This window comes from Streptomyces violens (genome assembly GCF_000717745.1).
Classification (GTDB): Bacteria; Actinomycetota; Actinomycetes; order Streptomycetales; family Streptomycetaceae; genus Streptomyces; species Streptomyces violens.
In genome coordinates this window covers 30,164-43,382 of record NZ_JOBH01000011.1, presented here as the reverse complement: position 1 = coordinate 43,382, position 13,219 = coordinate 30,164, and the positions used below count along the sequence as shown (strand labels likewise).

General features: G+C 71.1%; 13 protein-coding genes. 8 read left to right on the top strand and 5 right to left on the bottom strand.

Translation table 11 applies throughout. From position 1 onward, the window contains the following. The first annotated feature begins 230 nt into the window (after nt 1–230). From IF04_RS0122260 to IF04_RS0122230, 7 genes are all read left to right on the top strand, one after another. The gene (locus IF04_RS0122260) at nt 231–1,016 is read left to right on the top strand and encodes an amino acid ABC transporter ATP-binding protein (RefSeq protein WP_030260678.1); all 786 of its coding nucleotides are present in this window, start codon (nt 231–233) and stop codon (nt 1,014–1,016) included. A 55-nt stretch (nt 1,017–1,071) separates the two neighbouring features. Continuing rightward, complete coding sequence (locus IF04_RS0122255) at nt 1,072–1,980, top strand: glutamate ABC transporter substrate-binding protein (RefSeq protein WP_030260675.1); 909 nt, start codon at nt 1,072–1,074, stop codon at nt 1,978–1,980. A gap of 126 nt (nt 1,981–2,106) precedes the next feature. Next, entirely contained in the window at nt 2,107–2,754 is a 648-nt protein-coding gene (locus IF04_RS0122250; RefSeq protein ID WP_030260670.1) for an amino acid ABC transporter permease, read from the top strand. Further along, nucleotides 2,751–3,689 carry an amino acid ABC transporter permease gene (locus tag IF04_RS0122245; RefSeq protein ID WP_030260667.1) on the top strand — a complete coding sequence of 313 codons (939 nt, stop codon included), beginning with the start codon at nt 2,751–2,753 and terminating at the stop codon, nt 3,687–3,689. Before IF04_RS0122250 ends, IF04_RS0122245 begins: the two co-directional genes overlap by 4 nt. A gap of 213 nt (nt 3,690–3,902) precedes the next feature. Next, on the top strand, nt 3,903–5,867 hold the full coding sequence (locus IF04_RS37685) for an FAD-dependent monooxygenase (protein ID WP_037960319.1): 1,965 nt from the start codon (nt 3,903–3,905) through the stop codon (nt 5,865–5,867). Nucleotides 5,868–6,246: 379 nt separating this feature from the next. Further along, nucleotides 6,247–6,828 (top strand): cupin domain-containing protein, encoded by a 582-nt coding sequence (locus IF04_RS0122235; protein WP_037960316.1) that lies wholly within the window; start codon nt 6,247–6,249, stop codon nt 6,826–6,828. Then, nucleotides 6,825–7,208 (top strand): rhodanese-like domain-containing protein, encoded by a 384-nt coding sequence (locus tag IF04_RS0122230; RefSeq protein WP_030260661.1) that lies wholly within the window; start codon nt 6,825–6,827, stop codon nt 7,206–7,208. Before IF04_RS0122235 ends, IF04_RS0122230 begins: the two co-directional genes overlap by 4 nt. Nucleotides 7,209–7,405: 197 nt before the next feature. Here IF04_RS0122230 and recX read toward each other — a convergent pair whose 3' ends face one another. The 4 genes from recX to IF04_RS0122210 form a co-directional block, all read right to left on the bottom strand. Further along, nucleotides 7,406–8,038 carry a recombination regulator RecX gene (recX, locus tag IF04_RS0122225; protein WP_030260660.1) on the bottom strand — a complete coding sequence of 211 codons (633 nt, stop codon included), beginning with the start codon at nt 8,036–8,038 and terminating at the stop codon, nt 7,406–7,408. Between the two features lie 9 nt (nt 8,039–8,047). Beyond that, entirely contained in the window at nt 8,048–9,169 is a 1,122-nt protein-coding gene (gene recA, locus IF04_RS0122220; protein ID WP_030260658.1) for a recombinase RecA, read from the bottom strand. A 212-nt stretch (nt 9,170–9,381) separates the two neighbouring features. Beyond that, complete coding sequence (locus IF04_RS0122215; RefSeq protein WP_078600630.1) at nt 9,382–10,692, bottom strand: AI-2E family transporter; 1,311 nt, start codon at nt 10,690–10,692, stop codon at nt 9,382–9,384. A 92-nt stretch (nt 10,693–10,784) separates the two neighbouring features. Next, nucleotides 10,785–10,979 (bottom strand): DUF3046 domain-containing protein, encoded by a 195-nt coding sequence (locus IF04_RS0122210; protein WP_030260651.1) that lies wholly within the window; start codon nt 10,977–10,979, stop codon nt 10,785–10,787. 79 nt (nt 10,980–11,058) lie between these two features. Between IF04_RS0122210 and IF04_RS0122205 the strand changes: the two genes are divergently transcribed. Beyond that, the gene (locus tag IF04_RS0122205; protein ID WP_030260649.1) at nt 11,059–11,982 is read left to right on the top strand and encodes a hypothetical protein; all 924 of its coding nucleotides are present in this window, start codon (nt 11,059–11,061) and stop codon (nt 11,980–11,982) included. On the opposite strand, the gene IF04_RS0122200 is transcribed toward IF04_RS0122205, so the two are convergent. After that, nucleotides 11,961–13,211 carry a PucR family transcriptional regulator gene (locus IF04_RS0122200; protein ID WP_063829509.1) on the bottom strand — a complete coding sequence of 417 codons (1,251 nt, stop codon included), beginning with the start codon at nt 13,209–13,211 and terminating at the stop codon, nt 11,961–11,963. The genes IF04_RS0122205 and IF04_RS0122200 overlap by 22 nt on opposite strands. Nucleotides 13,212–13,219 lie beyond the last annotated feature (8 nt).

Here is a 13,219-nt window from a genome sequence, read left to right as displayed (position 1 = left end):
AGCCGGTCCGGAACGGACATCTGTTACCCAGCCGGTACCGGCCCGTACGGAATGGACCGTTGCCCTCCGCAAACCGGCCGCCGGGCGCGTCCACGCACCCCGCGCCCCGTTCACCCAGAGTGTCGCTTTGCAGCCGGATCGTTATGCTCAATTTCCGCTCAGATGTACTGACGCTGATCGCAGTGCGTCACTACTGTCCTCTCAACCGAGGAGGACGGAGCTACCCGCCGATGAGCGAAGTATCGGTGACCAAGGACCCCGGGGGCCCCGCCCCGGCGGTGGACGATCTGGTCGTGCTGACAGGGGTCAACAAGCATTTCGGCGCGCTGCACGTGCTCCAGGACATCGATCTGACGATCAAGCGCGGCGAGGTCGTCGTCGTGATCGGTCCGTCCGGGTCCGGAAAGTCGACGCTGTGCCGCACGATCAACCGCCTGGAGACCGTCGACTCCGGAAGCATCACCATCGACGGCAAGCCGCTGCCCCAGGAGGGCCGGGAGCTGGCGCGGCTGCGGGCCGACGTCGGCATGGTCTTCCAGTCCTTCAACCTCTTCGCGCACAAGACCGTGCTGGAGAACGTGACGCTGGGCCAGCTGAAGGTCCGCAAGTCGGACAAGAAGGCGGCCGAGCAGAAGGCCCGTGCGCTGCTGGACCGGGTCGGTGTGGGCAGCCAGGCGGACAAGTACCCCGCGCAGCTCTCCGGCGGTCAGCAGCAGCGCGTGGCGATCGCCCGGGCGCTGGCGATGGACCCGAAGGTGATGCTCTTCGACGAGCCCACCTCGGCGCTGGACCCGGAGATGATCAACGAGGTGCTGGAGGTCATGCAGCAGCTCGCCCGGGACGGCATGACCATGGTCGTCGTCACGCACGAGATGGGTTTCGCGCGCTCGGCGGCGAACCGCGTCGTCTTCATGGCGGACGGCAAGATCGTCGAAGAGGCCGAGCCGACGCAGTTCTTCAACAACCCGCGCAGCGACCGTGCCAAGGACTTTCTTTCCAAGATCCTGCACCACTGAGCCCGCAGCGGCCCACGATGACTGCCCACACCTGCTGAACCGAAGGAACTTCACCATGAGGATGCGTAAGACGGCCACTGCGGCCACTGTGGTGCTCGCGTTGGCCGCGACGGCGACGGCGTGCGGCGGCAAGTCCGGATCGGCCGGTGACAAGCCCAAGAGCGAGAAGGTCTTCAGCGGCGACTACAAGGTCGCCAAGGACGTGAAGATCGACTCGCCGACGCTGAAGAAGGCGCAGCAGCGGGGCAAGATCATCATCGGCGCGAAGGCGGACCAGCCGTTCCTCGGCTTCCAGGACTCCGACGGCAAGCGCACGGGCTTCGACATCGAGATCGCCAAGATGGTCGCCGCCGACCTCGGCTTCTCCCCCAAGCAGGTCGAGTTCAAGACGGTCGACTCCAACGTCCGCGAGACCTCGATCTCCAAGGGCCAGGTCGACTACTACGTCGGTACGTACACGATCAACGACGAGCGCAAGAAGCAGGTCGGCTTCGCCGGCCCGTACATGACCGCCGGCGCCGACCTCCTCGTCCGCAAGGACGAGAAGGCGATCACCGGACCGGACAAGGTCAAGGGCAAGAAGGTCTGCTCGATCGTCGGCTCCACTCCGCTGCAGGAGATCAAGAAGGCGAAGTACGGCGCCGAGACCACCGAGCTCGGCAAGTACTCCGACTGCGTCAAGTCGCTGCTGGACGGACAGGTCGACGCGGTCACCACCGACGACGCGATTCTCAAGGGCTACGCCGCCGAGCGCCCGAGCAAGCTGAAGGTCGTCGGCAAGCCGTTCACCGAGGAGCCCTACGGCATCGGCATGAACAAGAACGACAAGGCGCTGCGCGAGGCCATCTCGAAGGCCGTCGAAGCGCACATCAAGAACGGCGACTACAAGAAGGCGTACGAAGGCACGCTGGGCAAGTCCGGCTCCGCGTACGAAGAGCCGAAGACGCCGCTGCCCCGTTACTGACGCGCCCCGCGCTTCCTGCGTCAACCGCCTCGCCGACCGCCCCGTACGCCCGCCGCGGTGGGTGTACGGGGCGCGGTCCCGCGCGCCCGTCCGCCGCCTCCTTCTGACCGCAACCGCGGAGACCCCATGAACGTACTCCTCGATCACCTACCAGAGTTCCGCGACGGCTTCCTGGGGACCCTCGCGCTCACCGCGGCCAGCGCGGCGCTCGCGCTCATTCTGGGTGTCCTCATAGCCGGCTTCCGCGTCTCCCCCGTACCGCCGCTGCGGGCATTCGGCACCGCCTGGGTGACCCTCCTGCGCAACACGCCGCTGACGCTGCTGTTCCTGGTCGCGTTCTTCGTCGTACCGCTGATCCTCTTCCCCGGCGTCAGCCCCTTCGTACTCGCCACTCTCGCGCTGGGCTTCTACACCTCGTCCTTCGTGTGCGAGGCGGTGCGCTCGGGCATCAGCACCGTGCCGCTGGGCCAGGCCGAAGCGGCCCGCAGCATCGGCATGACCTTCATGCAGACCCTGCGCATGATCGTCCTGCCGCAGGCCACCCGCACCGTCATCCCGCCGCTGAGCAGCATCTTCATCGCGCTGACGAAGAACTCCGCGATCGCCGGCGCGTTCAGCAACACCGAGCTGTTCAACGTCTCGAAGCTGCTGAGCGACAAGGGCTTCGCGATCGGGTGGATCTTCCTGTGGATCGCCCTCGCCTACCTCGTGATCACCTTCACCATCAGTGGCATCTTCCGGCTGCTGGAGCGCCGCCTGGAGGTGGCCCGATGACCGCCAGTGTTCTCTACGACGCTCCCGGGCCCAAGGCCAAGGTGCGCAATCGCCTCTACGCCGTCGGCGGCTCGCTCGCCATCCTCGCGCTGCTCGTCTTCGCCGTGCTCCGCCTGGACGCCAAGGGACAGCTCAACCCCGAGCTGTGGGACATCCTCAACTACGCGAACGTACGCACCAACATCCTCAACGGTGTCCTGACCACCCTCCAGGTCTTCGCGGTGGCCGCGGTCCTGTCGCTTGTGCTCGGCGTCCTGCTCGCCGTCGGCCGCCTCTCCGACCACAAGCCGATCCGCTGGCTGGCCACCGGCTTCATCGAGCTCTTCCGCGCCATCCCGCTCCTGATCACCATTTACGCCCTGTGGGTGCTCTTCCTCAGCTACCAGTCCGAGCTGGGGTTCACCGGTGAGGGCACCCAGTTCTGGGCCCTGGTCATCGGTCTGACCGTCTACAACGGCTCGGTGCAGGCCGAGGTCCTGCGCGCGGGCATCAACTCCGTATCGAAGGGCCAGCGCGAGGCCGCGTACGCGATCGGCATGCGCAAGACCCAGGTCATGACCACGATCCTGATGCCGCAGGCGATCCGGGCGATGCTGCCGACGATCATCAGCCAGCTCGTGGTGACGCTGAAGGACACCTCGCTCGGCTTCGTCATCACCTACGAAGAGCTGCTGTACACACTGCGCCTGATGGCACAGAACACCACCATCAACGAGCAGGACACCTACCTTCCCCTGATCGTGGCCGGCGGCGTCATCTACGTCGCCATGTGCCTCGCGCTCTCCTCGCTCGCCACCTGGATCGAGCGCCGCGGCCGCCGCGCCAAGACCGGGATCGCGGTCGCGGAGGCGGGGCAGGCGCTGACGGCGGGCGACGCGATGGCCCCCATCGACGGGGCGACCACGCCGGGGCCGGTGGACAAGACGAAGGAATAGGCCGGCAGAACGCCTGGTTCGCCTACTGCCGTCCAGCGGCAAGGACCTGACGGGCCGACATTTATACAGAGGCAGCGGCGCCGGTGCCGCTGCCTCTGTCACTTGACGCGGCACGCCCGCACTAGGTTGCATACGCTGTGTGATCGCGCACCGGGCCCCAACTGCCAGTTCCTGTACGTCCCGTAAGTACCTCCGGGTCCGGGGAGGGGCTTCGTGGACCCGGTGATCGTGGCCGGGGCCGGCCCGGTCGGCCTCTCCCTCGCCGTCGCCCTCGCACGCCTCGGCGTCCCCTGCATCGTGCTGGACGAGACCGACGGCCGCGACGAGGTCCGGCTCGCCCGTACCGCCGTACTGCGGCCCGACACCGCCGCCTTCCTCACCCGGCTGGGCTGCGGCGAGACCCTGGGCGCCGAGGGCACCCGCTGGGCGGCCTGGCGCACGATGCAGCGCCGGCGGCTGCTGGACCGGGTGGAATTCACGGTTCCGGGGGTCGGGGGAATCCCGGCACAGGCGGACGAACGGGCCGGTGGGGGCGACTGGGCCGATGACGATGACTGGGGCCACGGTGGTGGGGCGGGCGGCGCGGAGAGCGGCAGCGCGGGGCCCGGCGGGGGTACGGCGGCCGCGCGCGGAAAGGCGATCACGGCGCGTGCGCTGGACGGCGCGGCGCACGACGACGGCACGCACACCTTCCTGTCACCCATACACGTGCCCCAACACGCCCTCGCCCGCGCCCTCCGCACCGTCCTCGACCACGAACCGCTCGTACAGGTCGTCACCGACAGCCGCGTCGACGAGCTGACCCAGGACCACGACGGCGTCGGCGTACACACCCGCGGCCCGAACGGCACATGGTGGCGAGGGAGTTACGTCATCGGCTGCGACGGCCCGCGGTCGACCGTACGCAAGCTGCTGGACATCCGCTTCCCCGGCCGTACCGCCGTCGAACGGCACGCCGTCGCCGCCCTGCGCACCGAACTCCCCTGGCCCGGCGAGGCCCTGCTGCACCGCGCACCCCCGCGCCGCGGCGCCGCCGGAACGGGCCGAGCCGGCATCATCGGCGGACCGGCCGGAGAGGTGACGGCCCGCCCCCTCCCGGACGGCGTCTGGCGGCTGGACTGGCTGCTGCCACCGGGCCGCGACCTGGTCACTCCGGACGCACTCGTGACACGCATCCGGGACACGCTGGCGGGGTGGACGGCCGGTACGGATACGGGCCGGGCGGGCGTGGGAGGGACCGGCGCCGGAGCGGGCGAGGGGGCCGGGCCCGGGAGCCGCTGGGGCGACGGCGAGGACGGCCAGGGGGCCGGTTCGCTCGTGCCGCCCTACGAGCTGCTCGACACCGGGGTCCACACCGTCCACCACCGGCTCGCGCGGCGCTGGCGCTCCGGGCGGGCGTTCCTCGCCGGGGACGCCGCGCACCTGCTCGGCGCGCTGGGCACACAGGGCCTGGACGAGGGGCTGCGGGACGTCGAGAACCTCGCATGGAAGCTGGCGCTCGCCTGGCACCACGGCGCCTCCGACACGCTGCTGGACAGTTACCAGGCGGAGCGCAGGAGCTCCGTCGCCGCCCGCCTGCGCGCCGCGGACCAGGCATTGCCGTTGCTGCGCGACGGCGGCGCCCGGGGGCGGCTGCGGGGCGTGGTCACGGCGGCCGGGCGCGGGCGGACGTCGCTGCTGACGGACGGGCACCTGGGGCGCGGGCCGCTGGGCGCGCCTCCGGTGTACGACCGGTCGCCGCTGGCGCCCGCCACTCCGCCGGCCGGCGGGGTCCGGGTGGGTACCGAGCAGGGCGGGCCGGTCGCGGACGTCGCGGTGACGGCGCCCGACGGCTCGGCCGTACGGCTGCGGGACCGGCTGGGGCACGGCCTGCTGGTCGTCCTCGTCGCGCCGGGCACGGGGGTGTGGGACCGCCGGCACTGGATGTCGGCGGGCCTGATGCCGCAGCTGGCCGACGCGGTGGCGGCGCTGCCGCTGACCGCGGAGATCCTGGTCGCGGAGTACTACCCGGGCGCCGCCGCCCACAACGTCCTCCTCATCCGCCCCGACGGCCACCTCATCACCGCCCTCGCCGGCGTCCGCCCCGCCGAACTCCAGGCGTGTGCGCGGGCGCTGTGCGGGGGCGAGGGGGAGACTCCGGGCACGCCGGCGTCGCCATCGGGCCTGTCTCGCGATTGACCGTTGCCCGACCCCCGTGCTTCAGTACGAGCGTGACAGGCACCGACTCGCACTTCTGGCGGAGGGTCCATCTGGACCTGGTCCGCTACGCGGGCTGCGTGTGTCGCCCGTCCTGCTGACCGGTCTCTGATCCCGCCTGAACTCTCTGGACTTCAGGACTTCTGGATCTCTGGATCTCTGTTTCCGGTCCCGCATCACAGTTGCCCTTCGCGCGGCGTACCGGCATACCGGCGCACGTCCGTCTTCGAGGCACGCGCCCCACGACGTCCGTACGGGGCCGTGCTGTGCGGCGTACGCGCATATCCGGCGCGCCCACCGGTTCGTACCGCGGTGCGTGCCGCCCGCCGCGCGCTCCCTCGCGACCTACAGGACGGTCCTCGTGCCCGACGTACGTACCTCGCCCTTCCCGCAAGCTGCCGCAGGCCCCGACCGGGGACCCGGCGACGACCGGGGCCCCAGCGACGATTGGGGCCCCAGCGCCTCCGACCTGCTCGACTTCGTCCGCCGCACCGCCGCCGACGCCGACCTGATCGCCTCACTCCCCCTCGACCCCGAGGGCCGTACCTGGATCCGGCTGGACGGCCCGGGCGGCAGCGAGGCGTGGCTCATCGGCTGGCCGCCCGGAACGGGCACCGGCTGGCATGATCACGGAGGTTCGCGGGGCGCCTTCGCCGCCGCGGCAGGCGAGCTGACCGAACGGTCCCTCGCCGTCCGGCTGCCCACCGAGGGCTGGAAGACGCTCGAACTCGCGGAGGACGTGGACCGCGAACGACGGCTCAGCGACGGCCGCGGCCGGGCCTTCGGCCCCCACCACGTGCACGAGGTGTTCAACGCCTCGCCGACCACCCACGCCGTGTCCGTACACGCCTACTACCCGCCGCTCCCCCTGATGCGGCGCTACAGCCGCAGCGGCGCCGTACTGCGGCTCGAGGAGATCGAGCGTCCGGAGGAGTGGGCATGAGCGCGATCGACGACCTCCTGGCGCAGGCCCGCGCGGAGCTGGACCGAGTGGAGCCCCACGAGGCCGCGGCCATCCAGCGGGACGGCGGGCTGCTGGTGGACATCCGTTACGCGACCCTGCGCGAGCGGGACGGTACGATCCCGGGCGCGCTGATCGTGGAACGCAACGAGCTGGAGTGGCGGCTCGACCCGACGGGAGACCACCGCGCGCCCGAGGCCACGAGCCACGACCTCCGTACCGTCGTGATCTGCAACGAGGGATACGCCTCCAGCCTCGCCGCCGTCTCCCTCCGCCGACTCGGCCTGCACCGCGCGACGGACCTCACCGGCGGTTTCCAGGCCTGGCGGGCCGCCGGCCTGCCGGTGAGTCCACCTACTTGACCGGGGGCCTCCTCGGGTTGGGGGCCTTTCCTCAGCCCCTCTCCCCGGGGGCCCTCCCCCCCCCCCGCCCACACCCCTCCCCATCCCCCGTACTCGCTCAGCCTCAAGGCTCCAGGCTCAACCTCAAGCTCCAGGCTCAACCTCCAAGCTCAGCCCCAACCCCCAACCCCCAAGCTCAGCGCTCAGCCCCCCGACACCTACTCATCGAGGAAATCCGCAGCCCCCGCGTCCGCGTCCTCGTCCTCTGCCGCTTCCGCCTCGAGGGCCGTGCGGACGACACGGAGGGCGAGGCCCTCCGGGTAGCCCTTGCGGGCGAGCATGCCCGCGAGGCGGCGCAGGCGCTTGTCGCGGTCCAGCCCCCGCGTGGACCGGAGCTTTCGGTCGACCAGTTCGCGGGCGGTCTGCTCCTCCTGTTCCGGGGCGAGCTGCCCGACGGCCTCGTCGATCAGCGACGACTCCACGCCCTTCGTGCGCAGCTCCCGGGCGAGCGCGCGACGGGCGAGGCCGCGGCTGTGGTGCCGGGACTCCACCCACGCCCCGGCGAACGCCGCGTCGTTGATCAGCCCGACCTCCTCGAAGCGGGAGAGCACCTCTTCTGCCGCCTCATCGGGGATGCCCCGCTTCTGCAGGGCATCCGCGAGCTGCTTCTTCGTGCGTGGGTTTCCGGTGAGCAGACGCAGGCATATCGCCCGCGCCTGCTCCTCGGGTGTGCGCGGAGGCCCGTCCCCGGCCCTCGACGAGGCCGGGCCACCGCTGTCCGGGCTGCCGCCATCGGCGACGGGCGCGGCGTCGTGCTCGCCGCTGTCGGGCCAGTGCGTTCGGCGGGTCACGGCGGAGTACTAGCTCTTGGCCGCTGCGGTCTTGGCTGCCTTGGCGCCCTTGGCCGCGGGGGCCGGGACGGCCTTGGCGGGCTCCGCCGGCGTGCCGGCCGCGTCCCCGCCTGGCTCCGCCGGCAGGTCCTCGGGCTTCACACCGATGCCCAGCTTCTCCTTGATCTTCTTCTCGACCTCGTTGGCCAGGTCGGGGTTGTCCTTGAGGAAGTTGCGGGCGTTCTCCTTGCCCTGGCCGAGCTGGTCGCCCTCGTACGTGTACCAGGCGCCGGACTTGCGGATGAAGCCGTGCTCCACGCCCATGTCGATCAGGCCGCCCTCGCGGCTGATGCCCTGGCCGTAGAGGATGTCGAACTCCGCCTGCTTGAAGGGCGGGGCGACCTTGTTCTTCACGACCTTGCAGCGGGTGCGGTTGCCGACCGCGTCCGTGCCGTCCTTGAGGGTCTCGATACGGCGGATGTCGATGCGCACCGAGGCGTAGAACTTCAGGGCGCGGCCACCGGTCGTGGTCTCCGGCGAGCCGAACATCACGCCGATCTTCTCGCGGAGCTGGTTGATGAAGATCGCGGTGGTCTTCGACTGGTTGAGCGCGCTGGTGATCTTCCGGAGCGCCTGGCTCATCAGGCGGGCCTGGAGGCCGACGTGCGAGTCGCCCATCTCACCCTCGATCTCGGCCCGCGGCACCAGAGCGGCGACGGAGTCGATCACGATGAGGTCCAGCGCGCCGGAGCGCACCAGCATGTCGACGATCTCCAGGGCCTGCTCGCCGTTGTCGGGCTGGGAGAGGATCAGGGCGTCGGTGTCTACGCCGAGCTTCTTGGCGTACTCGGGGTCGAGGGCGTGCTCGGCGTCCACGAAGGCCACCTGGCCGCCGGCCTTCTGCGCGTTCGCCACGGCGTGCAGGGTCAGGGTCGTCTTACCGGAGGACTCCGGGCCGTAGACCTCGACCACGCGGCCGCGCGGGATGCCGCCGACGCCGAGGGCCACGTCGAGCGCGGTCGACCCCGTCGGGATGACCTCGATGGGCTCGTTCGGCCGGTCCCCCATGCGCATTACTGCGCCCTTGCCGAATTGCCGTTCAATCTGTGCGAGTGCGGCGTCCAGCGCCTTCTCGCGGTCAGTGCCTGCCATGGGTTCCACCCGGTTCGCTTGAGTCGATCGCTTCACGTCCATGACGCTAACGCCTGCCACTGACAATGCGCCCGGACCCGGCCTCGACCTGTGGATAACTTCCAGGGAACCCCCAGAAAATAGGGGCCGTAGCCCTCATAAGAATGGATGTTCGATTTTGGTGTCAAGCGCACCACGCCGCGCCCGAGCCCCGGGCCGGGCCCCGGAACCGCTCAGTCGTCGGCGGGCCCGTCGTCCTTCCGGCGCCGGTCGGTGCCGGGCTCCCCGTCCGCTCCCCGGCCCTGCTCTCCCGGCCGGTCGTCTTCCTCGGACCGCCGGCGTTCGTCCAGCGGCGCCTTCGTCTGCTCCGCGTGGAGGATGTGCCGCACCTTTGCCAGGAGGGAGGCGCCCCGTCTACGGCGGCCGCGGCCCAGCACCCGCGGGTCGTCCGTGACCTCGTACCGCTTGACGTACGCGCCGAGGAAGCCCTGCAGCGTCGCCGTCGCGGGAATGGAGATCAGCGCGCCGACCGCGCCCAGCAGCGCCGTGCCCGCGATGACCGACCCGAAGGCGACCGCCGGGTGGATGTCCACGGTCCGCGCGGTGATCCGCGGCTGCAGGAGGTAGTTCTCCAGCTGCTGGTAGACGACCACGAAACCGAGCACCCAGACCGCGTACCAGGGGTTCACCGTGAAGGCGATCAGCATCGGCAGCGCACCCGCGAGGTACGTGCCGATCGTCGGGATGAACTGCGAGACCAGGCCGACCCACATGGCCAGCGCGGGCGCGTACGGCACGCCGAGGATCTCCAGCAGGACGTAGTGCGCGATGCCGGAGATCAGCGCCATCAGGCCGCGGGAGTACAGATAACCGCCGGTCTTGGCGACCGCGAGCTCCCAGGCGCGCAGCACCTCGGCCTGCCGGGTGGGCGGCAGTACGGAGCACAGCGCGCGGCGCAGCCGGGGTCCGTCGGCCGCGAAGTAGAACGAGAACAGCGCCACGGTGAGGAGGTTGAACAGCGAGCCCAGGACGGTCGCGGAGACGGCGAGGACGTTGTTGGCGCTGTCCTGGACGTACCGCTGCAGCCAGTCGGACTTCAGCAGGTTGTTCTGCACCTCCACACGCGAGAGGTGGGTGTGGAAGGTCTCGTTCGTCCAGCTGATCACGGAGTCGAGGTACTGCGGGAACTCGCCGACCATGGTGGCGATCTGTCCCGCCAGCATGGAGCCGAGCAGCGTCACGAAGCCCACTCCGACGACCAGGATGGCGAGGAAGACCAGCCCGGTGGCGGCGCCGCGCCGCATGCCGCGCGCCGCCATCCAGTCGACCGCCGGCTCGACGGCCAGCGCCAGGAAGAACGCGATGAGGATGTTCAGCAGCAGCGAGATGAGCTGGTGGAACGCCCAGCTCGCCAGCTGGAAACAGGCCAGCAGGGCGAGTGCCAGCACCATGGCGCGCGGCAGCCAGCGCGGCATCTGCGCAGCGGGGCGCGGAGCGTTCGGTCGTTGGTCGTCGGGGCCGGTGGGCTTCGGAGTCGCGGACACGGCTCAAGTCTCGCGTACGGGTCGGACAACGCGGGCCCTGACCCACCTCACGTCGGATCGTCGCGGACGCGGATCCGGGTGGTGCGGTGCGGTCAGCGCTTCTCGTACGGCACGTCCATGACGGCGCAGACCACGCGCCAGACCTCCTTGGCACTCCAGCCCGCGTCGAGCGCCTCGTGGACGGTCCGGCCGCCCAGCTCGGACATCACGTAGTCGCGCGCGAAGGAGTCGGCGTACGCCGCGCCGAAATGATCCGCCATCCGCTGCCAGAAGTCCGTCAACCGCATGGCCCCAGTATCCCGCCCCTGAGAGTGCAGCCGTGCGCGAGCCGCTGACCGGCCGCGGGTTCCGCCCTACCGTCGGGCCATGGACGGAACCGCAAACCCACCGACGACCCCTCTGGCGCGCGCCGAGCGCTTCATCTGGCTCACCGCGCGGGTCCTGGAACAGCGCCGCTTCGAACATCACTTCCTGGGCGGCAGCGCGGACGCCGTCGAGACCGCGCTCGACGCGTACCGCAACGACGACAACGGGTACGGGCACGCCCTGGAGCCGGACCTGCGCGGCCCCGTGAGCCAGCCGCTGCACACCGCGCACGCACTCGGGGTACTGGACGCCATCGGGCGCTGCGAGGGCCGCCGGGTGGAACAGGTGTGCCGCTATCTGACGGACATCTCCACCCCCGAAGGTGCCCTGCCCGCCCTGCACCCTTCGTTGCGCGGCTATCCCGCGGCGCCCTGGATCCCGGTGGTGGACGATCCGCCGAGCGATCTGCTGGCGACCGGTCCGGTGGTCGGGCTGCTGCACCGGAACGAGGTGTGGCACGCCTGGCTGTTCCGGGCGACGGACTACTGCTGGCAGGCGGTGGAGTCCATGGAGAAGACGCACCCGTACGGCGCGGAGGCCGCGCTGGGGTTCCTGGAGGGCGTGCCGGACCGGGCACGCGCCGCTGCCGCCGCCGCGCGTCTGGGCCGGCTCGTACGCGAGCAGGGGCTGGTCGTCGTGGAGCCGGAGCGGGCGCACGAGATCCCGGTGGCGGAGGGGTACGCGCCCGGTGAGCACCACTTCGCGTACGACTACGCGCCCACGCCGGCGTCCCCGGCGCGCGGCTGGTTCACGGACGCGGAGATGGACCGGGCTCTTGACCACCTCGCTGCCCTTCAGGAGGAGGACGGCGGCTGGCCCATCAACTGGCGGGCGTGGGCGCCGGGCACCACCTTGGAGTGCCGCCCGATGGTGACCCTCAAGGCGCTGCTGACGCTGCGCGCCTACGGGCGCGACATCGGATGACCCGGCCCCGAGGGCGAGCGGCCGGGGCGCGCCGTCTCTGAAGGCGGTTCCGGCGTGCTGTCTCTGAGGAGCAGCGCGCACAGGGCCAGGGTGGTGCCCCGTGGGGAGGCCAGGTCGATGCCGGTGAGTTCGGCGATCCGGGCGAGGCGGTTGTCGACGGTGTTCGGGTGCAGCCCGAGTGCCCGCGCGGTCGCGCGGCGGTCCTGGCGCGTCTCCAGGTGGGCGCGCAGGGTGTCGGTCAGTTCGGGGCGGCCGTCGAGCGGGTCGAGGAGGGCGGCGATCATCGGGCTGCTCTCGTCGCGGCGCGAGAGGTGGTACTCGAGCAGGACGTCGGCGAGCCGGTGGAGCTCCGGGGGCCGTCCGGAGGCGTGCGCGATGCGGATCACCTCGGAGGCGGTACGGGCGGCGTACGGGACGCCTCCGGGGCTCTCGGACCGCGCAGCGGCACAGCGCACCGGGCCGCCGTACGCGCGGGCCAGGCGCCGGGCGAGGCCGTCGGCGGGTTCCGGTGCGCCCGGTACGAGCGCATGGCCGCCCGCGGCGTCCAGGCTGAGGAGTACGTCGGTGCCGAATTCGCGTTCCAGGGCGGTTTGCAGGCGCCGCAGACCGCGGCGGACCGCGATCGGTGCGGGGGCGGGGCCGTCGGCCGGCGGGAGGCGCAGCGCGAGGACCGTGACGGGGCCGTCCAGGCCCAGTTCCGCCAGCGCGTCCCGGTCGGCGGCGGGCGCGCCGTCGATCAGGGCACGCGCGAGTGTGCGCCGTTCCTCGCGCCGTTCGGCGTCCAGCGCGGCGCGTTCGTCGAGGTAGGTCTCGGCGACCGCCCCGATGACGCTGTCCTGGTTGCGGAGGAGGAAGTCGGCCAGTTCGGCGAGGGCGGCCTCCTCACCGGGGCGGGCCTCGTCGCGCAGCGTCCTCCAGAGGGCGTAGGTGCCCAGCGTGTGGGTGCGCAGCAACAGGTGCAGCGGCAGGCCCTCCTCCGCGCGCTGCGCTGCGCGCTGTCTGAAGAGCGCGTGGTCGCCGTGGCGGCCGTCCCCGCCGCGTGCCCGCCGCATGAAGAGGCGCAGTCCGTGCCGCACGGTGGCGGCGATCTCGACGTCCTTCATGTCGTCGGGCAGTTCGGCGTACCCGGGGATGTGGTCGAACACGTCGCCGGACATCTCGCGGGCCAGTTCGTTGACCCGCGTCTCGCAGCGCAGGGCCAGGTCACGGGCGGCGTCGGACAGCGGCACGCGCGCCT

What these genes read in the sequence shown, in the direction of transcription:
- IF04_RS0122230 (WP_030260661.1), top strand. Translation starts at nt 6,825, where the DNA reads ATGAGCGCGATCGACGACCTCCTGGCGCAGGCCCGCGCGGAGCTGGAC.
- IF04_RS0122205 (WP_030260649.1), top strand. Translation starts at nt 11,059, where the DNA reads ATGGACGGAACCGCAAACCCACCGACGACCCCTCTGGCGCGCGCCGAG.
- IF04_RS0122260 (WP_030260678.1), top strand. Translation starts at nt 231, where the DNA reads ATGAGCGAAGTATCGGTGACCAAGGACCCCGGGGGCCCCGCCCCGGCG.
- IF04_RS0122245 (WP_030260667.1), top strand. Translation starts at nt 2,751, where the DNA reads ATGACCGCCAGTGTTCTCTACGACGCTCCCGGGCCCAAGGCCAAGGTG.
- IF04_RS0122210 (WP_030260651.1), bottom strand. Translation starts at nt 10,979, where the DNA reads ATGCGGTTGACGGACTTCTGGCAGCGGATGGCGGATCATTTCGGCGCG.
- IF04_RS0122250 (WP_030260670.1), top strand. Translation starts at nt 2,107, where the DNA reads ATGAACGTACTCCTCGATCACCTACCAGAGTTCCGCGACGGCTTCCTG.
- recA (WP_030260658.1), bottom strand. Translation starts at nt 9,169, where the DNA reads ATGGCAGGCACTGACCGCGAGAAGGCGCTGGACGCCGCACTCGCACAG.
- IF04_RS0122255 (WP_030260675.1), top strand. Translation starts at nt 1,072, where the DNA reads ATGAGGATGCGTAAGACGGCCACTGCGGCCACTGTGGTGCTCGCGTTG.